Source organism: Alcaligenes sp. WGS1538, assembly GCF_043187505.1.
Classification (GTDB): domain Bacteria; phylum Pseudomonadota; class Gammaproteobacteria; order Burkholderiales; family Burkholderiaceae_B; genus Alcaligenes.
Genome location: NZ_CP171109.1, coordinates 132978 through 157598, shown reverse-complemented (window position 1 = coordinate 157598; position 24621 = coordinate 132978). Strand labels below are relative to the sequence as shown.

Annotated in this window: 27 protein-coding genes; 6 read left to right on the top strand and 21 right to left on the bottom strand. The window is 67.4% G+C overall.

Features of this window, described 5'->3' with window-relative positions; all coding sequences use genetic code 11:
• Positions 1-290: 290 nt before the first annotated feature.
• The 4 genes from ACF3ND_RS00720 to ACF3ND_RS00705 all read right to left on the bottom strand — a co-directional run bounded on the left by ACF3ND_RS00720 (position 291) and on the right by ACF3ND_RS00705 (position 3453).
• On the bottom strand, positions 291-1613 hold the full coding sequence (locus tag ACF3ND_RS00720; RefSeq protein WP_394063296.1) for a TRAP transporter large permease subunit: 1323 nt from the start codon (positions 1611-1613) through the stop codon (positions 291-293).
• 2 nt (positions 1614-1615) lie between these two features.
• Complete coding sequence (locus ACF3ND_RS00715; protein WP_394063294.1) at positions 1616-2140, bottom strand: TRAP transporter small permease; 525 nt, start codon at positions 2138-2140, stop codon at positions 1616-1618.
• A gap of 126 nt (positions 2141-2266) precedes the next feature.
• Entirely contained in the window at positions 2267-3241 is a 975-nt protein-coding gene (gene dctP, locus ACF3ND_RS00710) for a TRAP transporter substrate-binding protein DctP (protein ID WP_394063292.1), read from the bottom strand.
• A 71-nt stretch (positions 3242-3312) separates the two neighbouring features.
• On the bottom strand, positions 3313-3453 hold the full coding sequence (locus ACF3ND_RS00705; protein WP_394063290.1) for a hypothetical protein: 141 nt from the start codon (positions 3451-3453) through the stop codon (positions 3313-3315).
• Between ACF3ND_RS00705 and ACF3ND_RS00700 the strand changes: the two genes are divergently transcribed.
• Positions 3452-4135, top strand: coding sequence for an HAD family hydrolase (locus ACF3ND_RS00700; RefSeq protein ID WP_394063288.1), 684 nt, complete (start codon positions 3452-3454; stop codon positions 4133-4135). The two genes, ACF3ND_RS00705 and ACF3ND_RS00700, sit on opposite strands and share 2 nt — an antisense overlap.
• Before the next feature lie 27 nt (positions 4136-4162).
• Here the strand turns inward: ACF3ND_RS00700 and ACF3ND_RS00695 are convergent, their stop codons facing one another.
• The 12 genes from ACF3ND_RS00695 to thpR all read right to left on the bottom strand — a co-directional run bounded on the left by ACF3ND_RS00695 (position 4163) and on the right by thpR (position 14147).
• On the bottom strand, positions 4163-4504 hold the full coding sequence (locus ACF3ND_RS00695) for a hypothetical protein (protein ID WP_394063286.1): 342 nt from the start codon (positions 4502-4504) through the stop codon (positions 4163-4165).
• Between the two features lie 4 nt (positions 4505-4508).
• Entirely contained in the window at positions 4509-5144 is a 636-nt protein-coding gene (locus tag ACF3ND_RS00690) for an ABC-type transport auxiliary lipoprotein family protein (protein ID WP_394063284.1), read from the bottom strand.
• A complete protein-coding gene (locus tag ACF3ND_RS00685; protein WP_394063283.1) occupies positions 5141-6058 on the bottom strand; it encodes an MlaD family protein in 918 nt (305 codons plus the stop codon). The genes ACF3ND_RS00690 and ACF3ND_RS00685 overlap by 4 nt, the downstream gene beginning before the upstream one ends.
• Positions 6058-6855 (bottom strand): ABC transporter ATP-binding protein, encoded by a 798-nt coding sequence (locus tag ACF3ND_RS00680; protein WP_394063281.1) that lies wholly within the window; start codon positions 6853-6855, stop codon positions 6058-6060. The genes ACF3ND_RS00685 and ACF3ND_RS00680 overlap by 1 nt, the downstream gene beginning before the upstream one ends.
• Positions 6849-7970: an MlaE family lipid ABC transporter permease subunit gene (locus ACF3ND_RS00675; protein ID WP_394063279.1), complete on the bottom strand. Its 1122-nt coding sequence runs from the start codon at positions 7968-7970 to the stop codon at positions 6849-6851. Before ACF3ND_RS00675 ends, ACF3ND_RS00680 begins: the two co-directional genes overlap by 7 nt.
• A gap of 72 nt (positions 7971-8042) precedes the next feature.
• A complete protein-coding gene (locus ACF3ND_RS00670; RefSeq protein WP_394063277.1) occupies positions 8043-8867 on the bottom strand; it encodes a peptidylglycine monooxygenase in 825 nt (274 codons plus the stop codon).
• A gap of 9 nt (positions 8868-8876) precedes the next feature.
• On the bottom strand, positions 8877-10172 hold the full coding sequence (locus tag ACF3ND_RS00665; RefSeq protein WP_394063275.1) for a TRAP transporter large permease: 1296 nt from the start codon (positions 10170-10172) through the stop codon (positions 8877-8879).
• Entirely contained in the window at positions 10165-10656 is a 492-nt protein-coding gene (locus tag ACF3ND_RS00660) for a TRAP transporter small permease (RefSeq protein WP_394063273.1), read from the bottom strand. Before ACF3ND_RS00660 ends, ACF3ND_RS00665 begins: the two co-directional genes overlap by 8 nt.
• Before the next feature lie 12 nt (positions 10657-10668).
• Positions 10669-11637 carry a TRAP transporter substrate-binding protein gene (locus ACF3ND_RS00655; RefSeq protein WP_394063271.1) on the bottom strand — a complete coding sequence of 323 codons (969 nt, stop codon included), beginning with the start codon at positions 11635-11637 and terminating at the stop codon, positions 10669-10671.
• Between the two features lie 38 nt (positions 11638-11675).
• Positions 11676-12350 carry a hypothetical protein gene (locus ACF3ND_RS00650; RefSeq protein WP_394063269.1) on the bottom strand — a complete coding sequence of 225 codons (675 nt, stop codon included), beginning with the start codon at positions 12348-12350 and terminating at the stop codon, positions 11676-11678.
• A gap of 212 nt (positions 12351-12562) precedes the next feature.
• The gene (locus tag ACF3ND_RS00645; protein ID WP_394063267.1) at positions 12563-13501 is read right to left on the bottom strand and encodes a LysR family transcriptional regulator; all 939 of its coding nucleotides are present in this window, start codon (positions 13499-13501) and stop codon (positions 12563-12565) included.
• A 46-nt stretch (positions 13502-13547) separates the two neighbouring features.
• Positions 13548-14147: an RNA 2',3'-cyclic phosphodiesterase gene (thpR, locus tag ACF3ND_RS00640; RefSeq protein ID WP_394063265.1), complete on the bottom strand. Its 600-nt coding sequence runs from the start codon at positions 14145-14147 to the stop codon at positions 13548-13550.
• A 163-nt stretch (positions 14148-14310) separates the two neighbouring features.
• Here thpR and ACF3ND_RS00635 point away from each other — a divergent pair, with 163 nt between their 5' ends.
• Positions 14311-14559 carry a GlsB/YeaQ/YmgE family stress response membrane protein gene (locus ACF3ND_RS00635; RefSeq protein ID WP_394063263.1) on the top strand — a complete coding sequence of 83 codons (249 nt, stop codon included), beginning with the start codon at positions 14311-14313 and terminating at the stop codon, positions 14557-14559.
• A 75-nt stretch (positions 14560-14634) separates the two neighbouring features.
• Here the strand turns inward: ACF3ND_RS00635 and ACF3ND_RS00630 are convergent, their stop codons facing one another.
• Genes ACF3ND_RS00630 through ACF3ND_RS00610 form a run of 5 tightly spaced genes read right to left on the bottom strand, consistent with a single transcriptional unit; the run spans position 14635 to position 19578 of the window.
• Positions 14635-16071: a DUF3482 domain-containing protein gene (locus ACF3ND_RS00630; protein ID WP_394063261.1), complete on the bottom strand. Its 1437-nt coding sequence runs from the start codon at positions 16069-16071 to the stop codon at positions 14635-14637.
• Positions 16068-17474 (bottom strand): DUF2868 domain-containing protein, encoded by a 1407-nt coding sequence (locus tag ACF3ND_RS00625; RefSeq protein ID WP_394063259.1) that lies wholly within the window; start codon positions 17472-17474, stop codon positions 16068-16070. The genes ACF3ND_RS00630 and ACF3ND_RS00625 overlap by 4 nt, the downstream gene beginning before the upstream one ends.
• A gap of 15 nt (positions 17475-17489) precedes the next feature.
• Positions 17490-17987: a TPM domain-containing protein gene (locus tag ACF3ND_RS00620; protein WP_394063257.1), complete on the bottom strand. Its 498-nt coding sequence runs from the start codon at positions 17985-17987 to the stop codon at positions 17490-17492.
• Positions 17988-18004: 17 nt separating this feature from the next.
• Entirely contained in the window at positions 18005-18937 is a 933-nt protein-coding gene (locus tag ACF3ND_RS00615) for a TPM domain-containing protein (RefSeq protein WP_394063255.1), read from the bottom strand.
• A gap of 20 nt (positions 18938-18957) precedes the next feature.
• Positions 18958-19578, bottom strand: a complete 621-nt coding sequence (locus ACF3ND_RS00610) for a LemA family protein (protein WP_394063253.1) — start codon at positions 19576-19578, stop codon at positions 18958-18960.
• 430 nt (positions 19579-20008) lie between these two features.
• Between ACF3ND_RS00610 and ACF3ND_RS00605 the strand changes: the two genes are divergently transcribed.
• From ACF3ND_RS00605 to ACF3ND_RS00590, 4 genes are all read left to right on the top strand, one after another.
• A complete protein-coding gene (locus tag ACF3ND_RS00605) occupies positions 20009-21442 on the top strand; it encodes a DEAD/DEAH box helicase (protein ID WP_394063251.1) in 1434 nt (477 codons plus the stop codon).
• 65 nt (positions 21443-21507) lie between these two features.
• The gene (locus ACF3ND_RS00600; protein ID WP_394063249.1) at positions 21508-22134 is read left to right on the top strand and encodes a LysE family transporter; all 627 of its coding nucleotides are present in this window, start codon (positions 21508-21510) and stop codon (positions 22132-22134) included.
• 105 nt (positions 22135-22239) lie between these two features.
• A complete protein-coding gene (locus ACF3ND_RS00595) occupies positions 22240-23856 on the top strand; it encodes a peptide chain release factor 3 (RefSeq protein WP_394063247.1) in 1617 nt (538 codons plus the stop codon).
• Positions 23857-23964: 108 nt separating this feature from the next.
• Positions 23965-24591, top strand: coding sequence for a hypothetical protein (locus ACF3ND_RS00590; protein WP_394063245.1), 627 nt, complete (start codon positions 23965-23967; stop codon positions 24589-24591).
• The last annotated feature ends 30 nt before the right edge of the window (positions 24592-24621 follow it).

Genomic DNA, 24621 nt, shown 5'->3' with positions numbered 1-24621 from the left:
AGGGATGGGCTTTGTGAAGACGCCGTCCAGGAGCCTGAGGGGCCAGCCTGGGCTGACGGCTTGCCGGTGCTGCGCACAGGTGCCCTGGCCGCGGGCGAGTCAGGGCCCTCGCCGCAGGCCGGCTGCAGGGACAGGGGCTATTCAAGAAAACCACGCCATTCCCTGCTTCAACTAAATGGCGTGCCGCGCCCGCATCCCCTGCCATAAAGCAAAAAAGCCTCCCCGAAGGGAGGCCTTTCCGCTTTCCAGCGAACTGCGGACGCCCGGAGACCGGGCGTCCGGCAGTCGCATCACCCGATCAGGCCGGGCAGGCCCAGGGCGATCCAGGGGATGAACAGCACCAGGGCCAGCACGCCGATCTCGATGACCAGGAAGGGCACGGCCGCGCTGTAGATCTGCGGCAGGCGGATGGAGGGTGGAGCCACGCTTTGCATCACGATCAGCAGCAGGCCGAAGGGCGGAGTCAACAGGCCGATCTCCAGCGCGATCAGGATCATCACGCCCAGCCAGACCGTGTCCACGCCGGCGGCCAGGGCCAGGGGCATGAAGAAAGGCAGCGCGATCATCATCATGGAGATCTGGTCCAGCACCATGCCCATCACCAGCAGCACCAGCAACATGCAGACCACCAGCACGAAGGGCGAGAGGTTGTAGTCCTTGATCATGCCCAGGAAACCCGCACTGGCGCCCGAGAAGCTCAGCAGTTGCGCAAAAGTCGTGGAGGCGGCCAGGATGAACAGGATCACCACGGACACCTTGGCGGTCTCGATCAGGCTCTTCCACAGCGCCTTCATGGTCAAGGCGCGGTAGGCGATGGTGGCCAGCACGGAGGCCAGCACGCCGATGGCGGCCGATTCCGTGGGCGAAGCCCAGCCGGCCAGCATGGAGCCGACCACGGCGACGAAGATGCCCAGCAGCGGCACCACGTTCAGCACGAAAGGCTTCCACAGCGCCCAGCCCTTCAGGCGCGTCTGCGCATCATCTTCGCTCATGGGCGCGTCCTGCGGACGCAGGCGGCTGCGCACCACCACGTAGGCCAGGAAGCCCAGAGCCATCAGCATGCCGGGCAGGATGCCGCCGATCAGCAGGCGCTCGATGGAGATGCCGGCCAGGCTGCCCAGCATCACGGCCAGGGCCGACGGCGGGATCAGCATGGCGATGCCGCCCACCGCCATGATGGGCCCCATGGCCATGGTGGGGTGGTAGCCGCGGCGCAGCATCTCGGGCAGCATCACCCCGCCCATCATGGCGGTATTGGCGATGGACGAGCCCGACAGCGTGGCGAAGGTCGTGCCGCCCAGGATGCTGACGATGGACAGCTTGCCGGGCACGCGCGAGATCATGCGCTCGATCGAATCAATGGCCTTGAAGGCCAGACCCGTATGGAAAAGCACCTCGCCCATCAGCACGAACAAGGGGATGGGCGTCAGCGAGAAGCTGCCTATCGACGCGGTCGTGTTGCGCGCCCACTGGGCCAGGCCGGCGGCCTCGCCCAGGAACAGCCAGGCGCCCAGCAGATTGACCGACAGGAAGGCGAACACCACCGGCGTGCCGATGGCCATCAGCAGGAAAAGCGATCCCAGCATCAGGATCAATGCCATTTGCCATTCCATGATCAGGCTCCTTGCGTGGCGGGGGTAGACAGCAGGCGGCGCAGGAACTCCAGCGCCAGCATGGCCGCGCCGAACAGCAGCGGCAGGTTCAGCCACCACTCCGGAAACACCAGCGCCTTGAACACCATGGCGCCCTGTTCATGAGCGTCCAGCGCCACGGCCGCGCATTGCCAGGCCAGCACGGCGCTGACCGCCAGGCCCAGCAGATTGGAGACCAGGTCCAGAGCGCGCTGCGCCCCCTGGGGCAAGGTGTTGAACAGCACGTCGATGCGGATGTGCCCGCCCAGGTACAGCACCCAGGGCGCTGCCACGAAGGTGGCGATGATAAGCATGTACTCGGTGATCTCCACGCTGGTGGAGAGCACGTCATAGCCCAGGTTGCGCAGCACCACGTCGGCGCAGACCAGCAGGCTCATCAGCCCGAAGGTCAGGGCCGCCACGGCGCCGCAGGCATGCATCAGAAGCGCGTAGGGACGGCCCCACGCCGGATTGGAAGGCGCGCCTTCCGGAGAGGTTGCAGCAGACATGTCGTCTTCTCCGCAGAACAAGGTGAATGACAGGACCGGAATGGGCCGGCCGGATGTGCGCCATCAAAAAGTGGACACTGCACCCAGGGCGCAATGTCCACATTCAGGCCGCTTGAAACGATTCCGTCAGGGCTGGTAGCCGCCGAACAGCTCGCGCAGCTGCGCGGCATACTTGGGGCTGGATTTGTCGATGCCCGCCCAGCCGGCCTCGTAGGCCTTGGTGCGCAGGGCGCGCGCCACTTCAGGCTCCAGCACCAGGGGCTGCACGCCGGCTTTTTCCGTGGCCGCCTTCTCGTCGATCGCCATCTGGTGCTCGGTGACGTTCTGGGACTCCATCCACTCGATCTGCTTGCGCATGAAGGCCTTCTGCTCGTCGTCCAGCTTTTCCCAGCTCTTCTGGTTCATGAAAAAGCCCACTTCCACGTTGTAGAAGCCCGGCTCGACGCGGTACTTGGTCTTTTCATGCCAGCCCATTTCCATCACGCCCACCGAAGGCCAGCCATAGCCGTCCACCACGCCGCGCTCCAGGGCGGTGTAGACCTCGCCCGGCGGAATCTGCAGGGGCGTGGCGCCGATCTCGCGGAAGAACGCCAGGTAGACCGGCACGCCGCGCAGCTTGAAGCCGGACAGGTCGGCCGAGGTCACGGGCTTGTTGGTGTAGATGTGGTACTGCAGGCCGTCGGTCGTGCGGGCCAGCCAGGTGATGTTGGCCTTCTCGCGGTGAATCTTGTCCATCAACTCGTAGCCGCCGTTCCGGCGCAGCTCGCTCATGGGCTTTTCCGTCAGCGTCAGGGCCAGCGCCTCGGGCACCAGGTTGGCGTGGAACACGGCCGTGGTGTTGGCGAAATCCACCACGCCGGCGCGCAGGGCGTTGCCCACTTCGAACGGCGGAATCGCTTCCGGGCCGCCGATCACGTTGATCTGCACCAGGCCCTTGCCCTCGGCGTTGACCTTGTCCACGAACTGCTTGAAGCGCTTGGTGAAGAAGGTGTCCATGGTAAAGACCGACACCGCCTTCAGCGTGACTTCAGCCGCCTGGGCGCCGGCCATCCCCATCGCCAGCAGCAGGGCTGCCGCCACTCGAGTCGTTTTGGTAATCATGACGGATATCCCCGAAGAAAGATTTCTTATGAGCATTTATTTTAGAAATGAATATATGAATACTCAATTATTTAAGACTTGGGGTTTTCACTTAGGAAAATATGCAACATTGCCTGCAGCCCCTTGTTTTTGCTGCTGAAATACGCTTGCCCCTCCTCCTGCTGTATCATCTGATACTTCCCCCGGTTTCTGGATGCAAAGGTTTCACCCATGACGTTCTCCGCTGTGCTCTTCGATTGCGACGGCGTGCTGGTCGACAGCGAACCCATCACGGTCCGCGTGCTGCGCGACATGCTGGAGGAAGAAGGCTGGGTGATGAGCTACGACCAGTGCTACGACTGGTTCATCGGCAAGGCCCTGCCGGACGAGCTGCCCGTGGTGCGCGAGATGACGGGCAAGGACCTGGACATGGAATGGGTCATGGCCTTCCGGATGCGCCGCAACCATGCCCTGTCCGGCGAGGTCATGCCCATCCCCGGCGTCAAGGCGGCCATCGAAGCCATCCTGCGCGAGAAACCCGGCATGATCGCCTGCGCCTCGGGCGCCGACCGCGCCAAGCTCACCCTGCAGCTGGGGCAGACCGGCCTGAGCGACTATTTCGGAAGCCACGTCTACAGCGGCGCCGAGACTGCGCGCAACAAGCCCTACCCGGACGTCTACCTGGCAGCGGCGAGGGGACTGGGCGTGGACCCGGCCCGCTGCGTGGTGGTGGAGGACAGCGTCACCGGCGCCACGGCCGGCATGGCGGCCGGCGCCACCGTGCTGGGCTACTGCCCCGTGGCCGGACGCGAAGAAGAAATGCGGCTGGCGGGCGTGCGCCAGACCTTCCGCCGCATGGACGAACTGCCCGCCCTGATCGCCCGCCTGGAAAAAGAAAACGCCGCCCAATGCTGAGGCGGCGCCTTCCAAGCCGGACCCGGCTCAGTCTTCCAGGTGGAAGGCGTGCAGCACCCGATGCAGGACCGGGGCGATGATCAGGCCGAACGTGGCGGCCAGCACCAGGCTGACGTAGGCCCCGTAGAACGCGAAGAACAACTTGCCGGCCACGGTCTCGGGCAGGATCAGGGGGCCGATGCCGCCCGCAATCATGGCGGCGTTCAGGGCCGCATCGTGCCAGTGCACGTTCTCCTCCAGCCAGACATGGCCCAGTGCCCCCAGCAGCAAGGAAAGGGCCACGAAAAGAACGCCGAACGCGGCGTGCACCAGCAGGCGCAGGACGAAGCGCCGCCAACTGATCAGGGGCTGATTGCGCGACTCGTACATGGCCTCAACGCAGCCCCGTCCTGACCGGAATCGAACCCAGCCATTGGCTTATCTCCAGGGCCAGCGCGTCGCCGGCCCGGCCGAAGGCCTGCACGACCTGCGGCACCGCCGTACCGCCCACGGGCTCTTCGAGCGTGAAGCGCCGCGTCTGCAGCAGGACGCCGTTGCGCTGGTCGCGCAGATTGGCGTCGAACTGGATGCGCACGCGCGGCGCGCCCTGCACATAAGCCACCTGGAACGCATTCAGCGATCCGCTCAGCTCCCAATCGGCCACCAGGGCGTCGCTGTCCAGCGCCACGGCGCGGAACTGCCCGGCGTCGCGCAAGGCCCCGGCCAGGCGATTGCGCAGCAGGGTGGGCGCATCGTCGCTCCAGCGCACGCCCTGGTAGGCGCTGAGCTGGTTGCCGTCGGGCAGCACGATGATGCGCGGGCTGGCCAGCGCGCGGTCCGCATAGGGGCGGTCCACCTGCAGGATGAGCGCCTGACGGGCCGGGTCGGACGGCTGGGCCGCCAGCGCGGCGGCGGGCAACTGGTAATACGTCAGCGACTCGGGCGCGGGCAGCACGGAGCAGGCCGTCAGCAGGGCGGCGCCGCCCAGGATGGCGCCCAGCGCCAGACGGCGCGCAACAACGGAAATCATGGCGTGAACTCCTGTAGTTTGTCGCGGCCCAGCAGATAGCCGGCCGGGTTGTCCTCCAGTCGGGAAGTGACCGCGCGCAGGCCCGCCAGGGCCTGGCGCAGCTCGCGCAGGGTCGGCTCGATCTCGGTCAGGCCCTGCGCGCCGCGCCCGACGGCCGCCGCGTTGTCCCGCACCAGCTTGTCCAGGCTTTGCGTGGCCCGGCTGAAATCGTCCATGGATTTCTGGATGGCGTTCATGGCCTGGGCGCCCTGACGGTCCACCAGCCCCTGGGTGGACTTGAGCAGCGCGGCGGCCTGCTCGCTGGCGGCCGACAGCTTGCCGATCAGCTCGGGCACGCCTTCGCCGGCCTGCGACAGCTGGCCCATCAGCTTCTCCAGTTGCTGCAGGCTGGCGGAAATGGATTGGGAGTTCTCGGCCGACAGGAAATGGTTGGCATTGTCCAGCAGGCTGGAAATCTTGCTCATCAGCTCTTCGCCGCCCGCCATCAATTGGGCCAGAGGCGAGGGCGAGGCCACGATCACGGGCAGCTTGCCGTCCGTGGCCGGCAACAAGGGGCTGTTGGGCGTGCCGCCGCTCAGTTCGATGACGGACTGCCCGGTGATGCCGGCCAGCGCCAGGCGGGCGCGGGTGTCTTCGTGGATGGGGATGGCCGCCTGGATGGTGATGCGGGCGCGCACGCGCTGCAGGTCATCGGGATCCAGCCGCAGCGAGCGCACCTCGCCCACGCGCAGGCCATTGTACTGCACCGCGCTGCCGCGCGACAGGCCCCGCACGCCTTCCAGGAAGACGATTTCGTAGTCGCGGGTCTCGGCGTCCCGGCCGGCCTTGGCCAGCCAGAGTGAAAACAGCACCGCGGCCGTGGCGACCAGCAGCGTAAAGACCCCGATCAATACATGATGGGCGCGAGGTTCCATTAAGAATGCTCCTGACGTCGGCTTTGGGCCTGCTGGGCGGCCCTCCCCCGCGGACCCTGGAAATACTCCCGGATCCAGGCGTTATCGACTTGTTCGACACGGCTGAGCGTGTCGTTGACCAGCACGCGCTTTTCCGCCAGCACGGCGACCCGGTCGCAGATGGTGTAGAGCGTGTCCAGGTCGTGCGTGACCAGAAAGACGGTCAGACCCAGCGCGTCGCGCAGGGTCAGGATGAGCTGATCGAAATCTCCCGCGCCGATCGGGTCCAGGCCGGCGGTGGGCTCGTCCAGGAAGAGGATTTCCGGATCCAGGGCCAGGGCGCGGGCCAGGGCGGCGCGCTTGATCATGCCGCCCGACAGCTCGGACGGATACTTGCCGGCGGCATTGGCCGGCAGGCCCGCCAGCGCCATCTTCATGGCGGCGATATGCTCGGCCTGCGGCCGGGACAGGCCGATGTGCTCGATCAGCGGCATGGCGACGTTCTCCACCACGGTCAGGGAGGAAAACAGCGCGCCCTGCTGGAAGAGCACGCCCAGGCGGCGCTCCAGGCGCGAGCGGTCGTCGGAGGACAGCGCGCCGATCTCCTGGTCGAAGATGCGCACCGTGCCGCCGGAGGGCGGGCGCAGGCCCAGGATGGAGCGCAGCAGCACCGACTTGCCGGTGCCCGAGCCGCCCACCACCCCGACGATCTCGCCCGGATACACGTCCATGTCCAGGTGCTCGTGCACGACGTGGTCGCCGAAGCGGTTGCTCAGGTCGCGCACCTGGATGATGGGCTTGCGCTGCGCCTCTACCATCCCATCTCCATGAAGAACAGGGCGGCCAGGGCGTCGATCAGGATCACGATGAAGATGGAGTGCACCACCGCGGAGGTCGTGTGCTCGCCCACGGACTGGGCGCTGCCGCTGACCTTGAAGCCCTCCTGGCAGCCGATGACGGCGATCAGGAAGGCGAACACCGGGGCCTTGGCGATGCCCAGGATGAAATGCCGCAGCTCGATGTCCTGGCTGAAGATGTTCAGGAACATGGTGGGCGAGATGTCCAGCGTCAGCGCGCACACCAGGGCCCCGCCGAAGATGCCCGCCATCATGCCGATGAAGGTCAGGATGGGCAGCGCCAGCAGCATGGCCAGCACGCGCGGGATGACCAGGATCAGCATGGGGTTGAGCCCCTGGGCGCGCAGCGCGTCGATTTCCTCGTTGGCCTTCATGGAGCCGATCTGCGCCGTGAAGGCGCTGGCGGTGCGGCCCGCCATCAGGATGGCGGTCAGTAGCACGGCGAATTCGCGCAGGAAGGAAAAGCCCACCAGGTTGACGGTGTAGATCGTGGCCCCGAAATCGGCCAGGACGGTCGCGCCCAGGAAGGCGATCACCGCCCCGACCAGAAAGGTCAGCAGGGCCACGATGGGCACGGCGTTGAAGGCGGTTTCCTCCAGCTGCGCCACGATGGAGGTGACGCGCCACTGGCTGGGCCGCAGCACATTGAAGAACAGGGTTTCCAGGGTCAGCCCGATGAAGCCCAGCAGGTCGCGCGCCTGGCGAAAGAAGCGTTCCGTGGACAGGCCCACGCGCTCGAGCAGGTCGGTGAGCAGCCAGTGACGCGGCGGCGGAGCGGGCGTCTCGGTGCGGCTCATCGCCCGGGCCACGGTCTGCAGCAATTGGCGGCGTTCCTCGGACAGCCCCTGCGCGCCGGCCAGGGCGGCCTCGATGCGCTCGGCGCCCAGCCATTCGCACAACACCTGCGCGCCCGCGGTATCCAGGGTCTTGAGCCCGCTGAAGTCGAGCACCTGCGCGGCGGCCGCCTGCTTCAGGCTGACCTGCAGGGCATCGTAGTGGCGCAAGGTCCAGTCGCCCAGCAACTGAAGCCGGCCGGAGCCTTCGGAGCGGAGATACGCTGGCGAGGATGTCGTCATGAGGCGTAGTCTAACGGAATTGGTCCCGCCTGACATCGCCCGCTGCGCATCCGCGGCGCGCGGCGCGCGCGATCAGTCCGGGCGCAATCGCGTCAGGCAGTCGGGCAGCATTTCGGCCACATGGATGCAGCCGTCGACGCCGGCCGCCAGGCCATGCCCGTAGACGCCCTGGATGCGGCAACGGCCGATCAGTCGCCCGTCCTGCGCCGAGAAACGCGACAGGCTGGCCGTCTGGTCGCTGACCAGGACATCGCCCTGCGGCAGGACGGCCACCGCCATGGGCTTGTGCACGGGACGCAGCTCGCCCAGGTAGCGGCCCTGGCCGTCCAGGCGCTGGACGCGATGATTCTCCCGGTCGGCCACCAGCACCGTGCCGTCCGCCGCGCGCGCCAGCATGTGCGGCGTGCTGAACTGCAAGGGGCCATCCCCGGGCTCGCCCATGGCGCCCAGCCAGCGGCGTCCGGCATCGAAGCGGTGCACCACGGTATTGCCGTAACCGTCGCTGACCCACACGCCGCCGTCCGGCCACTCCAGCGCATGAGTGGGATGATTGAACGGCTCCTGCCAGCGCGGCCGGCCCGGCTCGCCCAGCCGCCACTGCTCGCCCCCGTTCCCGTCCAACGCCAGGACCTGATGACCGTCCAGGTCCGCCACCAGCGCGCCGCCCCCCGGCCGGGCGCTGATGTGATGAGGGCACAGCAGATCCGCCAGCAGCCATTGCGCAGCCAGGCGCCCCTCGGGCTCCAGCACGATGATCGAGGCGGGCCGGCGCAGCAGGGCGGCGATGCGCCCGTCGGCCAGCACCGCCACGCTGCAGATGCTGCCCAGGTCGGCCTGCGCCCAGTTCCGCTCCACCCGGTAGCGTTGCGCGCCCAGCGCCACGTAAGCCGTCTGCATGTCGTCTCCTTACATCGCGTTGGGCAGGACCATGACGATCTGCGGGAATATCGTCACGATCACCGTGGCCAGCACCAGCACCAGGAAGAAGGGGAAGGCCATGCGCACCAGTTCGAACAGATTGCGGCCGGTGATGCCCTGGATCACGAACAGGTTGAAGCCGATGGGCGGGGTGATCTGCGCCATCTCCACCGTCAGGATCAGGTAGATGCCGAACCAGATCGGGTCTATGCCGGCCGCCAGCACCGCGGGCAGCAGCACGGAGGTGGTCAGGACCACGATGGAGATGCCGTCCAGGAAAGCGCCCAGGATGATGAAGAACACCGTCAGCACCGCGATCAGGGCATACTGGCTCAGGCCCAGCGAGCCTATCCAGGCCGCCAGATTGGCGGGCAGGCCGGTGAAGCTCATGGCGCTGGTCAGATAGGCCGCGCCGATCAGGATGAAGGAGATCATGCAGGAGGTGCGCGCCGCGCCCAGCAGGCTGGCCGAGAAGGTGGCCCAGTTCAGCGAGCGGCCGAAGGCGGCGATGACCAGCGAACCGATCACGCCCAGCACGGCCGCTTCGGTCGCGGTGGCAATGCCGCCGTAGATCGAGCCGATGACCGCCACGATCAGCAGCACCACCGGCAGCAGCAGACGCAGGCGGCGGATCTTCTCGCCCAGGCTGATCTGCTCGGTGACCGGCGGCACGCGGTCGGGATGGCGCAGCGACCAGAACGCGATATAGGCCGAGAACAGGCACATCAGCATGATGCCCGGCAGCACGCCGGCCACGAACAGCCGGATGATGGACACTTGCGCGGCCACGGCATAGACGATCATCACGATGGACGGCGGGATCAGCAGGCCCAGCGTGCCGGCGCCGGCCAGCGAGCCTATGCTGATGCTGTCGTCGTAGCCGCGCGCCTTGAGCTCCGGCAGGGAGATGCGGCCTATGGTGGCCGCCGTCGCCGCCGACGAGCCGCTGACCGCGGCGAAGATGCCGCAGCCCAGCGTGTTGACGTGCACCAGCCGGCCCGGCAGGCGCTGCACCCAGGGCCCAAGGCCGCTGAACATGTCCTCCGCCAGCCGGGTCCGGTACAGGATCTCGCCCATCCAGATGAAGAGCGGCAGGGCGGTCAAGGCCCAGCTCGCCGAGGAGTCCCAGGCCTTGGTGGCGAAAATGATGCCGGCCGGCGCATCGGCGAACAGCACGATGGACAGGACGCCGCAGGCCACCAGCACCAGCGCCACCCACACCCCCATCGCCAGCAGCGCGATCAGGGCCACGAAAAGCACGATTGCTTGCGATAGATCAGCCATGTTCGGTGGCCTCCAGTTCCTGGCCCTGCACGGTGCGCAGCAGGCGCCGCAGCAGCATCAGGGTCAGCAGCCCCAGGCCTATGGGCATGCCCACCTGGGGAATCCACAGCGGCACGGCCAGCATGCCCTGCGACACTTCCTTGTAGAGGAAGGATTCATAGACGAAAAATGCGGTCTCCCAGGTACACCAGGCCGACAGGGCCAGGCCGATCAGGGTCGCCAGCACTTCGTAGGGACGGTGCAGGCGCTGCGGCATGACCTGCAGCAGCAGCGAGACGCGGATGTGGTCGCCGCGCAGCATGGCGTAGGGCAGCGCCAGGAAGATGGACGCCGACATGCACCAGGCCGCGAAGTCGTCCGAGGCCGGGATCTGCATGGAAAACAGCCGCGCCACGATCTGCGCCGTCACCACCACTCCGATCAGGCAGAGAAAGAGCGCGGCGAGCGCGCCGCACAGCCTGGCCAAACGTTCCAACCAGATCATGGCGGCGCCCCGTCAAGGTTGGCGATAGGTGTCGAGCAGCTTCTGGCCGTCCGCGCCCGCCTTGGCCAGCCACTCCTGCGTCATGGTCTCGCCGATCTTGTGCAGTTCGCCCGCCAGCTTCTCGGGCAGCTTGCCCACCACCATGCCCTTGTCGGCCATGGTCTGGGTCAGCTTGGCGGTCTGCTCGCGGGACATGGCCCAGCCGCGCTCCTCGGCGCGCCGGCCCGCTTCCAGCACGGCCTTCTGCGCCTCTTCGGGCAGGCGCTGGAAGACGCGCTTGTTGACGATCACGAAGCTCTGCGGGATGAAGACCTGCGCGTCGTAGTAGTACTTCACGTAGTCCCAGGCCTGCGAGTCCACGCCGGTCGCCGGCGAGGTCAGCATGGCGTCGATCACGCCGGTGGAAAAAGCCTGCGGCACTTCGGGCGTCTGCACGGTGGTCGGCACCGCGCCCATCAGGGACGCCAGGCGGCTGGTCGCGGGGCTGTAGGCGCGAAAGCGCACGCCCTGCAGGTCGGAGAGCTGCTGGACCGGCTGCTTGGTGTAGATGCCCTGGGGCGGCCAGGGCGATCCATAGACCAGCACGATGCCCTGCTTGTCCAGGCGCTCGGCCAGCATGGGCCGCGTGGCCTTCCAGAGCTTCTCGGACTGGTCGAAGGACGAGGCCAGGAAGGGCACGCTGTCCACTTCGAACAGCGGATCTTCGTTGCCGATGGCCGCCACCAGCATCTCGCCGGCCTGCACCACGCCCTGCTGCACGCCGCGCTTGACCTCGGGGCGCTTGAGCAGGACGGAGTTGGACTGCACGTTGATGTTCAGCTCGCCGTTGGTGGCCTTCTTGACGTCGGCGGCGAATTCACGGGCGTTCTGGGTCAGGAAATTACCGTCCGGCTGCTCGGTGGACATGTTCCAGCTGGTAGCCGCCTGGGCGGCGCCGGCCAGCGCCAGCACGCAGGCCGCGGAAAGCATTTTTTTGATCATGGTGTAAGCCTCTCTCGTGAATTGACGTGATGGCCGCCTCAGGCGCGGCCCGCCTTCAGATCCGCCGAACGCAGATCCCACAACAAGGAAAACTCGGACAGATCGTCCGCGGCCAGGCCGCACTCGCGCTGCAGGCGTTCGGCCAGCGCGCGGGCGCCCGCGACCGTGGTCAGGTCCGCCAGCAGGTAGGCGTCCAGCGTGCGCCGGGCCGGATCCTCCGATGGCAGGGGCGTGGACAGCTCGGGATCGGGCGTCAGCACGCGCAGGGCCAGCAGGCCGTCCACCTCCCGCAGCCAGCCGGCGCTGCGCTCGGCCGCCTGCCGGGCCGCCGGCCCGCCGGACAGGCGCGCCAGCAGCAGCACGCCGCCCGTGCCCTCGCCGCCCAGCAGCGAAACGGCCATGACGCGCCGCTGCGTATTGCTCATGCGGCCGAAATTGGCGATGGACCAGGGCGTCTGATGCTCGAAGGCCTGTCGGTAGGGCGCGCTGGTGAACACGTCCAGCGATCGAGTACGGTACACGGCCAGGTACTTGCGCCCCGCACCCTGGCGCACATAGCGGCGCGACCAGTCAAAGCCTTCGATGGCGGCGCGCTCGGCCATGTGCTCGCGGTCGTACCACTGGTTGAAGTCGTCTTCGAACTCCGGCGCGATGTCGGTCCAGATGAACAGCTCCCCCGGCGCGCCACGATCGGTACGTAAAACGGCAGACACGTCAAACTCCTCCCGGAATCAATGCGTTGGTGCGTATCCTGGATACACTCTGATGCAGATTCTGGAACGGCTGAGGATCAGGCTCCAACGGTTTTTTTCGGCGCGTTCCGATAGCAAAAAGCGATCACTGCCACAAAGCGGCATATCACCTGGATTGCCGCCGCGCGGACCCTGCACGCCGCCAGGGCGCGCAGGGGGAAAACCCTCAAGCCTCAGATGGCGAAGGCGCGCGTGTCGGGCGGCGGCGTCGCGTCGCTGGGATGCTCGGCGGCGAACTGGTGCATCCGATCCAGGGCGACGCCGATCACGGCCTCGGCGGTGCGCGTCAGGGGATCGGGACGCCAGCTGGCCACCAGGCGCAGGTCCGGCAGCGTATGCTCGCACTCCACTTCCTGGTAATGGCCGCTGGCGATCTGCGCCCCCACGGCGGCCACGGGCAGCGTCCCCACGCAGGGCTGGGCGTCGATCAACTGCGTGCTGGCGGCAATCGAGGACACATAGTGGATATGGCCCCGCTCCACGTGCTGCTGCTCCAGCAGCTGCACCAGCGCCAGGTGCGGCTGCGAGCCGCGCGGAAAGGTCACCACCGGCCAGCGCCGGACCAGCTCCTGCAAGCTGCTGCGCGGGGGGATGACGCCTCCGGCCACGCAGACCCAGCCCATGCGCATGGAACCCATGGGCAGGTTGCGAATGCCGTCGCCCATGATGGGATCGGTCTGCAGCGCCACATCGATGATGCCGCGCTTGAGCAGATCGTGCAGGCGCAGCGTGGACTCGGCCGTCAGCTCGATCTCCAGCTCCGGGTACAAGGCGTGCAGCTCGCGTATCAGCGCCTTGAACCAGGTATGCACAATGGATTCGACCACGCCCAGCCGCACCCGTCCGCGCAGGCTGCGCGGGCCCGCCAGGGCTTCCCGCAGGCCCTGCTCCACGCCCAGGATCTGTTCGGCGTACTGCATCAAGGTGCGTCCCGCGGGCGTCAGGCGGACCTCGCGGTTGCCGCGCTCGAACAACTGCTGCTGCAGTTCGCTCTCCAGGGCGGCGATGCGCCCCGATACCGCCGCCTGGGTCAGGTGCTGCTTGTTCGCGGCGGCCCGGAAACTGCCCAGGCGGGCGATCCAGGTAAAAGTCTCCAGAAACCGGATATTCATGTCCAGCCTTGTCTGCGGCCGGTGAGCCGGCCTGTTCTATTGGCGTTCAAGCCCGCATCATACCGCGCCCCAGGCAGGCCGCCAGGTGATACCGGCTGCGATCGTTTTCCGGAACGGAGACGATCAGGCCCGCGCCGGCGGGCGCGAAGCTCTGGCGCGGCAAGGGCTGCTCCCGCGTATCGACGCCATCCAGGCGGGCATGGCGCAGCAGGGAGATATGCGGCCTGAAGCGCCGCTCCGTGCGCTCCCAGCCCAGCGCCTGCAGGCGCGCCCAGATGTCCTCGTGCCAGCTCTGCAGAACCGACAGCGCCTGCCGCTGCGAGTCGTCCGGCCCGGCCCAGACCACCCTGGGCTTCTGGAACACGCCCTGCACGCTCAGCTCGAACGCCACCTGGGGCGCGGTCCAGTCCGGCAACTGCGCAGCCAGCGCCTGCAGGGCCGGCACGGGACTGTTGCCCAGAAAAGCCAGCGTCAGGTGGAAATGCTCGGGCTGCATCATGCGCCCGCCATATATGCCGTGCGCCCGCCGCGCCTGCTCTTGCAGGTAGCGCCGGGCGGCCTGGTCCGGCCACAGGCCTATGAAGGCCCGCAGGGGGCGGGCCGGGTCGCAGTCGCTCAGGTTCAGCACGGGCAGGGGGATGTTCATGGCACACACTATACGCCAGACGGCGCGGGCCGCTCATTAACAAAATCTGACGTTTTCACCACGGTCCTCAAGCCCAAACGCTGGACGCCGGAAAACTTCAAACCTAAGATAGAGCAGCGGTCTGACCCCATGACCGGCGAACGAACTGACAAGGAGTAGCGCGATGGGCATCATCTCCATGATCATTGTTGGCTTTATTGTGGGTTTGCTGGCGCGGGCCATCATGCCCGGCGACCAGAAGATGGGCTGGATCCTGACCACCATCCTGGGTATCGTGGGCGCCTTTGTGGCCGGCTACCTGGGACAGGCGCTGGGCTGGTACCAGCCGGGCGAAGGAGCGGGCTGGATAGGCTCCATCGTAGGCGCCATCATCGTCTTGTTCATCTACGGACTGATCGCCAAGCGCTCCTGACCAAGGCTCCCTGACCAAGTAGAGAAGAACCGCCTGACACCCGCGTGCAGGCGGTTTTTTCGTGGGCGCAAAGCGCTATTGCGGCCGCGCCGCGGCGGGCCGCTCGCGCGCGCCCAGAAGACGCTCGGCCAACTGGCGCACGCAGGCCTCGCGCCGGGCGTCGGGTGAATAGTCGTCCCGCAGGGCCGACCATTGCGGATGGATGCGCGCCAGGCGCAGTTCTTCCGGCAAGGCCTGGGCGCGCCAGGCGTTCAGCTCGCGCTGCAGGGGCTGGTCGAAATCCTCCGCATCGATCTCGCCCAGGCGTATGGGCGTCTGGGCGGCATGGCCGCGCCGCTCCAGGGCGGCGATCAGGCTCAATTGGCGCACCGCCAGCAGGCGCAGGACAGCGTCGTCCACGCTCAGCTCGGTTTCGCCGCGCAATTTGCCCAGCAGGCGTCGGCCCCATTTGTCCGCTCCCTGCCACAAGCCGCCGGCCAGGGCGCCCAGCGCCATGCCGGCGCCCAGGCTCAGTCCGCCGGTGAACGCGTCCAGCGTGGCGCCCGCCACGGCGCCGGCCGCCACGCCCTTGCCCAGCTGCACCCCGAATTCCTTCAAGGCCTGCGGATCGAACAGATCCATGCCCCAGCGCTCGCCATCGAAATGCAGCAGGTCGGCCACCAGGTCCTGACGGCTGAAGCTGTAGCGCTTGAGCAGGGCCTGCACGCTCTTGGCCTCGCGCTCCACCACGCGTTCGCGCAATTGGCCGCCGGCCCGCTCCATGGACTCCGGATCCGGTTCGCTGCTGATGCGCCAGGCCGCCACGTCCACCAGCAGCTCGGCCAGCAGGCGCAGGGCGTCGCGGCGGCGCAGTCCGGCCTGGCGGGCCAGGTCCGTCTTCAGGCGGTGCAGCACGTCCGCATGGGTTTCCAGCAGCAGGGCCAGCTTTTCGTAGAGCAGCGCCTCGCCATCGAGCGCGGGCGCCACGGTATCGAACTCGGCCAGCGCATGCAGGCCCAGACGAGCCAGCGCGACGCGCCACTCCTGCACGCGCGCCTGGGGACTGCGCACGAAGTTCAGCACGGGCAGCAGCGGCCGGCCGCTGTAGGCCAGCAAGGTAAGTTCATCCTTGTGCTTGCTCAGCACCGGATCGCGCGCATCCACCACGTACAGGCCGGCGTCGCAGGCCTGCAGCTTGCGCAGCACGCGGGCTTCCTGTTCGAAACGCCCCTGCGCGGCAGGCGACTCCAGGAAGCGGCGGATGCGCTCGGGTCCGTCGATGCGCTCGCCCGGCTTGTTCAACTGGTCCATGAAGTCCAGCAAAGCCATGCTGTCCTCCAGGCCGGGGGTGTCGAAAAGCTCGACCAGCGCCTCGTCGTCCACGGTCAGCCGCGCGCCTTCCACGTGCCGGGTCGTGCCCGGGCTGTTGCGCACTTGCCCGAAACCCGTGTCGCGCGTCAGGGTGCGCAGCAAGGATGTCTTGCCGGTGTTGGTATGTCCCACCACCGCCAGGCTCAAGGCCGCCTGACTCATGGCGTTTCCTCCTTCACGGCCGGGGGCCATTGGTCATGAATCTGCGCCGGCGCGAAGCCGGCGGCGTCCAGGCGCTCATGCCAGCTGCGGCGGCGTTCCTGGCTGGTCGGCTCGGCGCCGCCGTCGATCAGGATCACATCGGCCTGACGGGCCAGTTGAGCCCATTCGACCAGGGTGGCGACGATGCCGCGATCCGGCGTCTGCCCCGCCTCGCACACCATCAGCAGGCGGCGCGGCATGGCGGCGTGCAGCCGGCCCAGGATGGCCAGGCGCTCGGCGCGCGAATCCACGCGGCCCAGGTCCTGCATGTCCGGCTGCAGGAAGGGCGGCGGCCAGGCCTGCTCGGGCGCCAGCTCCAACCCCACCACGCAGACGGCGTCCGCCGGCAGGTCGGCCTGGGCCGCGCCCTGGATCCGGGCCACGGTATCGGGCGAGGCCAGCACGTCCACGCCGGTGTGTTCGCTGGCCGGCATCAGGCGCGGCCGCAGTTCCGCCAGGCCCGGCAGGCTGTCGTCCAGCCGCAGGGAAGCGCTGCGGCGCGCCCACTGCCAAAGGCTCCAGCCCAAGGCCAGCACGCGCGGCGCCAGCCCGTAGACCACCAGGGCGCCCAACAGCCAACCCGACCATTGCGCCTGAGCCTGGGCGTCCAGCACATGCAGTCCGTCGCTGATGCGTATGGTCTGCGCATCGGGCATGGCAAATCCCAGCAGGGACGGCAGGGCGCCGATGCGCTCGGTCAGCCAGACGAAGGCGTCGGGCGTCAAGAGCGTGGTTTCCCAATTGAACTGATAACGGCGCGAAGCCAGAAGGAACAGCAGCGAACCCAGGGCCGAGCCCAGCGCCAGAATCCACAATCCGTGGCTGATCATGCCGAACAGCCAAGGCTGGCTGCGCTGACGCGCCAGCACGGCGACGAAGGCGCGCGGCACCAGGCTCGCCTCGCCCTTGACCATGCGCCGGCTGAGCCACAGCCATGCGTCTCCCGCCCAACTGCCGCCGCCCGCGCCTTTGCCCGACCAGAACAGGCTGAGCAGCCAGAACAGCAGCGTCAGCAAATGCAGGCCCAGCAGGGCGCCCAGCGCCAGCAATACATTGACCGGACGGCTGCCGTCGCCCAGGGCGCCGGCGGCCGCGCCCGCGCCGGCCGCGATCGCCAGCACCGCCATCAAGGCCAGCAGCCAGCGCGCGACCTGCCACCACCGCTTCCAGGCCTGCAGCAGGCCGTCGCGGCTGGCCAGGGCGAAGGCCCGCCGCCAGACGCGCTGCGCGAAGGGGCCTCCGGCCGCCCGGGCGCGGCGCGATTCAGCGATATCGTCGACCGGCCCCCAGAGCGTCTCGCGCAGGCGCACGGCTTCGATCAGCGTCTGCTGCTGCCAGCGGCCGGCGGAGTCGGGCGTGTCCATGGCGCTCGTCGCCCGTTACAGGAGCACTGGCTCGTCGGGCAGCGCATTGCCGGGCGCCGCGCCGTCGGAGCGTGCCGGCGCGCCCTGCTGCAGCACCTGTTCGATCGAGGCCACCGCCGTCAGCAGCCCGGACAGGTACTCGCGAGCCGCCAGATCCTGCTGCAATTGCCGGCAGATCCGTTCCCATTGGGCCGGTTCGGCTTTGATGCCGCGGTCGGCGATGATGTGGATGCGGCGCTGGTCCAGGGCCAGGTACAGCAGCACGCCGCTGTTCTGAGGCGTATCCCAGACGCGCAAGCGTCCAAAAACCTCCAGGGCGCGCTGGGCGCTGTCGGCCTCGTGGGAAGGCAGCACGGCCTCGATGGCCACCACCAGCTCGCCGCTGTGATTCTGTTCGCTCTTGCGGATCTGCTCGGCCAGGTGGGCCAGCACTTCGGCGTTGAAATGGCGGCGACGCAGCCACTGGCCTTCCACCGAAGCCCAGCCCGTCAGATTCTTCCAGGTATTGCTCATGATTCCTCCCCGGCGGCCTACCAGCTTCCGGAGGCGCCGCCTCCGCCGCTGCTGCCGCCGCCACCGCCTCCACCACCGCCGAAGCCGCCGAAACCACCGCCGCCGCCTCCGCCGCCAAAACCGCCGCCCGAGCCATAGCCGCCCAGGCCGCCGATGACGCCGCCGCGCCGCGAGGCCCGGCCGGAGCTGGACTTGCCGCCCGCCCCGAACAGCCGCCCTATCATGCTGAGCACGGCGCCCGCGACGGCCGCGATCAGGGCCAGCGCTATGCTGCCCGAGACCACCAGCGTGAACACCCCGGCCGCGAAAGCGGCGAACAGGGGCGAGGCGAAGAACACGATGGCGCCCACCGCCAGCAAGGGCTCCCAGAACACGCCTTCCTCGCCGGAAGAGGTGACCGGCGGCGTCTTGGGCGGCGGCGGCAGGTCCTCGCCGTTCACCAGCCCGACCAGGCTGTCGGCAGCCGCCTGTATGCCGCCGTAGAAGTCGCCTTCGCGAAAGCGCGGCGTCATCTGTTCGCGGATGATGCGCCCGGACTGCAGGTCGGTGACGGCGCCTTCCAGGCCGTAGCCGGTCTGGATGCGCATGCGTCTGTCATCCTTGGCCACCAGCAGCAGGATGCCGTCGTCCACCTTCTTGCGGCCGATCTTCCAGACGTCGAACACGCGCAGCGCGTACTGCTCGATGGTTTCCTCGCCCGTGGTGGGCACCATCAGGATGACCACCTGCGCGCCCTTGTCCTGCTCCAGCGTCTTCAGTTGCTGGTCCAGGCGGGACTTCTGCTCCGCGGTCAGCGTGCCGGTGGTGTCCGTCACCCAGCCCGCGATGGGGGGAATGGGCTCGGGCTTGGCCTGCGCGCCCGCCCAGGGCCACAGCAGGGCCAGCAGCAGGGCGGCCAGCGCCAGCGCACTCTCCAGGCCGCGGCGGCGCGCGCAATCAATCATGTTCATGATGGCGCCTCCAACGCTGATCAACGGGCGGCCGGAGCGGGCGTGGCGGGCAGGTCGAACTTGACCTCGGGGTCACGCGTGATCTCGCTCTGGCGGTCCACCCCGTAGTTCTCCTTGACCTTGTAGCCGAAGATCTTGGCCGTGATCACGGTCGGGAACTGGCGGATGAACAGGTTGTATTCCTGGATGGCCTGCACGTAGCGGCCGCGCTCGGTGGCGATGCGGTTCTCCGTTCCCTCCAGTTGCGTCATCAGATCGCGGAACAGACCGTCGCTCTTGAGCTGCGGGTAGTTCTCCGACACCGCGATCAGGCGCGACAAGGCCGAGGACAGCTGGTTCTGCGCTTCCTGGAAGCGCGCCATGACCTCCGGATTATCCACGTCGTCCACCTTGATCTGGATGCTGCCGACCTTGGCGCGCGCCTCGGTGACCTGCGTGAGCACGGCGCGCTCGTTGACCATGTAGGCATTGACGGCGCTGACCAGCTTGGGCACGAGTTCGGCGCGCCGCTCGTACTGGTTCAGAGTCTGCGACCAGGCGGCCTTGACCTGCTCGTCCAGGCGCTGGATCTCGTTATAGCCACAGCCGGACAGAAGCGCGGCCAACCCGGTGATGAATACCCATCGAATCCAACGTGTCATGATTTTCTTCCTGCGAAAACAAGCAGATGAACAACAAAAGAAAGTGACGGCCCCGTCCTGCCGCGACGTCGCGACGCCGCGCCGGACGGGCTGACAGCGCCAAGCGTAAACCGCCCCCCGCGGCAGGACAAGTGCATGGGCGGCCGCACTTGACAATTCCTGTCACTGGCGCCGCCCCGCCATTTGCGCCAAGCCCAGGCCCGACTGTGGTTTTTTCACGGAACCGAATAAGGCGGAACAGGGCGGTCAATGAGGATTTTTACTGATTTCACGGTATAATGGCTGATTGCGCAGCGCACCAATCACTGCGCCACTTGCAGCAGGCGGCGTTCTTGCCCCTGCCGTGGCATCGTCGCCATAAACCTCAAATACGTTAGCCTGGATTGGTAGGGCCCCGAAGAGGGCTTTTGGGCTGGTCACTGGAAAATTCTTGGACTCTCAAATCACCTTTGCCTCCCTCGGGTTGGCAGAACCCCTATTGCGTGCCGTAACTGACGCAGGCTACGTACATCCCACCCCCATTCAGGCCCAGGCCATCCCCAAGGTCATCGAAGGCGGAGACCTGCTGGCCGCCGCCCAGACCGGCACCGGCAAGACCGCCGGCTTCACCCTGCCCATCCTGCACCGCCTGCTGAACAATCCCCTGCAGAGCCGCAAGCCCGGCCGTCCCCGCGCCCTGATCCTGGCCCCCACGCGCGAACTGGCCGCCCAGGTCGAGGAATCCGTGCGCCTGTACAGCCAGCACACCCGCCTGCGTTCGCTGGTCATCTTCGGCGGCGTCAACATCAACCCGCAGTTCAACGCCCTGCGCAAGCCGCTGGACATCCTGGTGGCCACGCCCGGCCGCCTGCTGGACCACGTGCGCCAGCGCACCGTGGACCTGACCGGCGTCGAGATCCTGGTCCTGGACGAAGCCGACCGCATGCTGGACATGGGCTTCATCCGCGACATCCGCAAGATCCTGAGCCTGATGCCCGTCGAACGCCAGACCCTGCTGTTCTCGGCCACCTTCTCGGACGAGATCCGCGATCTGGCCCGCGGTTCGCTGAACGACCCGGACGAAGTGGCCGTCGCCGCCCGCAACACCACCAACGAGCTGATCACCCAGCAGGTCATCCTGGCCGACCAGTCCCACAAGCGCGATCTGCTCAGCCACATCATCCGCGAAAGCGGCTGGAACCAGGTGCTGGTATTCTGCCGCACCAAGCACGGCGCCAACCGCCTGGCCGAAAAACTGTCCAAGGACGGCATGGCCGCCGAGGCCCTGCACGGCAACAAGAGCCAGGCGGCCCGCACCCGCGCGCTGGCCGGCTTCAAGAACGGCAAGGTGGTGGTGCTGGTGGCCACCGACATCGCCGCCCGCGGCCTGGACATCGACCAGTTGCCCTACGTGGTCAACTTCGAGCTGCCCAACGTGCCTGAAGACTACGTGCACCGCATCGGCCGCACCGGCCGCGCCGGCAGCGAGGGCGTCGCCCTGTCGCTGGTGGACCGCACCGAGATGCGCCTGCTCAAGCAGATCGAGCGCCTGACCCGCAACACCATCGAGCGCATCGTGGTGGAAGGCTGGACGCCACCATCGCGCCAGGCCATCGAAGAAGCCGGCGACAACGAGGAAACCTACGCCGAGCGCCGCTTCAACAATGCGCCCGCCCCGCGCGCGCATGCTCCGCGCCGCTCCGGCCAGGGCCGGCCCGGCGAAGGCCGCGGCAGCGCGGACACCCGTCCCCGCCGTCCCGGCAACGACAGCCGTCCACGCCGCAACGGCGCGCCCGCCCAGGGTCGTCCCGCCCAGGGCCGCCAGGAAGGGCGCGGCCAGGGCCGCGGCAACGGCGGTCGCGGCGCGCAGCACGCCAAGGCCTGATCCCTCATCAGGCGCATCGCCTGCCTGGGGCGGGCGATGCGCCCGCCTCTGGATGGAACGACATCATGGCACTGAGCACCTGGCTCGCCTTCTTCGCGGCTTCCTGGGTCATCTCCTTCTCGCCCGGACCGGGCGCCATCTCCTCCATGTCCTCGGGGCTGAAGTACGGCTTCCGGCGCGGCTACTGGATGGCCATAGGCCTGAACATCGGCATCATGATCCAGGTGCTGATCATCAGCCTGGGACTGGGCCAGGTGCTGGCCCGCTCCGAACTGGCCTTCAACATCATCAAATGGCTGGGCGCGGCCTACCTGATCTACCTGGGCTGGAAGCAGCTGCGCACCGACGCCATGCCGGTCGAGGTCGCCGGGCAGGAGCCCAGCGACTTCCGCATCCGCGACCTGCTGCTGCGCGGCTGCCTGATCAACATCACCAACCCCAAGGGCACGGTCTTCCTGCTGGCCATCATGCCGCAGTTCCTGGACCTGGGCCGGCCGCTGCCGCTGCAGTACCTGCTGATCGCCCTGACGCTTTGCTTCACGGACCTGGTGGCCATGGGCTGCTACACCTCGCTGGCCGCCCGCATGCTCCGCATGCTGCGCCAGGCGCGCCACATACGGCTGCTGAACCGCGTCTTCGGCTCGCTGTTCATCCTGGCCGGCACCGTGCTGGCGGGCGTCTCGCGCCACTGAGGCCGATCGACGCCGACGGGCGCGGCTTGCCCCGCGCCCGCCCTTTACGGATAATTCGCTACTGTTTTCCATGCGCCGACCGCGGCGCCGCCACAAGGATTTTCAATGTCGTCCGGTGACATACGCTCTGAAGTCAAGAAACGCCGCACTTTCGCCATCATCTCCCACCCCGACGCGGGCAAGACCACGCTGACTGAAAAACTGCTGCTGTTCGCGGGCGCGATCCAGATCGCCGGCAGCGTGAAGGCGCGCAAGGCCAGTCGCCACGCCTCGTCGGACTGGATGGAGATCGAAAAGCAGCGCGGCATTTCGGTGGCTTCGTCCGTGATGCAGATGGAGTACCGCGACTGCGTAATCAACCTGCTCGACACCCCCGGCCACCAGGACTTCTCGGAAGACACCTACCGCGTGCTGACCGCCGTGGACGCCGCCCTGATGGTGATCGACGCGGCCAACGGCGTGGAGCCGCAGACCATCCGCCTGCTGCAGGTCTGCCGCGCGCGCAACACCCCCATCATCACCTTCGTCAACAAGCTGGACCGCGAAGTGCAGGAGCCGCTGGACCTGCTGTCGGAAATCGAATCGCACCTGGGCATGGAAGCCGTGCCCTTTTCCTGGCCCATCGGCATGGCGCGCCGCTTCGGCGGCGTATTCAACCTGCGCAAGGACCACATGCGCGTCTTCAAGCCCGGCCAGGAGCGCCACGGCGACGACGACGAACTGATCCCCGGCCTGGACAACCCGGTCATCGCCCAGCGCTTTGGCGAGGCCTTCGAAAAAGCCCGCGAGGAGATCGAGCTGATCTCCGAAGCCTCGCCCGTCTTCGACCACCAGGCCTTCCTGGACGGCCGCCAGACACCGGTCTTCTTCGGATCGGCCATCAACAACTTCGGCGTGCAGGAAGTGCTGGACGCCTTGGTGGAGCTGGCGCCCGCTCCCGGCCCGCGCACGGCCCTGCAGCGTGAAGTGCAGCCGGACGAGCCCAAGTTCAGCGGCGTGGTCTTCAAGGTGCAGGCCAATATGGACCCGGCCCACCGCGACCGCGTGGCCTTCGTGCGCGTGAGCTCCGGCCACTTCAAGCGCGGCATGAAGCTGAAGGTGTCGCGCACCGGCAAGGAAATCCGCCCCAACAACGTGGTGTCCTTCCTGTCCCAGCGCCGCGAACTGCTGGACGACGCCTTCGCCGGCGACATCATCGGCGTGCCCAACCATGGCGTGCTGCAGCTGGGCGACGTGCTGACCGAAGGCGAAAACCTGCAATTCACCGGCCTGCCGTTCTTCGCCCCCGAACTCTTCCAGTCCATCGAGGTCAAAGATCCTTTGCGCACCAAGCAGTTGCGCACCGGCCTGACCCAACTGGGCGAAGAGGGCGCCATCCAGGTGTTCCGTCCGCACATGGCCGGCGGCATGATGCTGCTGGGCGCCGTGGGCCAGCTGCAGTTCGAAGTGGTGGCCCACCGCCTCAAGACCGAATACGGCGTGGACGCCCGCCTGTCTTCCAGCCGCTTCAACCTGGCCCGCTGGGTGACCGCCAAGGATCCCAAGGACATGAAGAAATTCATCGAGACCAACGCAGGCAACATCGCCTACGATGTGGTCGAGGCAACCGCCTTCCTGGCTTCTTCGCCGGCGCAGTTGCGCGTGGCCCAGGAACTCAATCCCGGCATCGAGTTCCATGCCTTGCGCGAGCACGGCGGACACGTCTTCGGCGACGCCGTCTAATTCTGTCACAAGAGCGGGGCCGACATTTCGCTACAATGTCGGCTCCATTTCATCAATTTCGCGCATCCCGAAAGCGGATTGCCCACTGACTAGACCGAGAAATAGCCTATGCCCTGGCGTTTTATCATTGCTGTCTTGCTGCTGGCTGCAGGAGCCTCGGTATGGGGCGGACTGGAACTGGGGAACTGGCTGATTGCGCACGGGCCCGAAAAGTCCATGGTGGTGGCCACGGCGGATCCGGACGACCTGCCCACGCTGGATGCGGACGGCAAGCCCTTCACCGCGCAGCCGCCGCAGCCCCTGCCGGACGGCCGCCTGGGGGTGCCCCAGCCCGGAACGCCCGTGGCCTGGGAAATCAATACCGAATCCCTGGAAGACGAAAAGCCGCCGATCGCGCTGGCCACCACCTCCATTTCCCTGGAAGAAGCCATCCAGATCGCCATGAGCGAGCAGAACCGCGAGCTGCAGGGCATCGCCACCGTCAACAACCTGGGCGGCCAGCAGCCCATCCAGCCCGTGGACATCGGCACGCCGCCGCCTCCGCCGCCGCAGAACGTGCAGGTGGGCGGCGCCAACGGCGGGGCCTGGCAGGCCCAGCTGCAGCAGGAACTGAACGCCTGCAGCTCCAAGGGTTTTTTCGAGCGCCCCAGTTGCTCCTGGGAGGCCCGCAACAAGTACTGCGGCCCCAACAATGCCTGGGGCCGGGTGCCCGGCTGTCCCGACAAAGCCTTCTAGGCCGCTTGCGGCCCGCATGAAAAAAGCGCC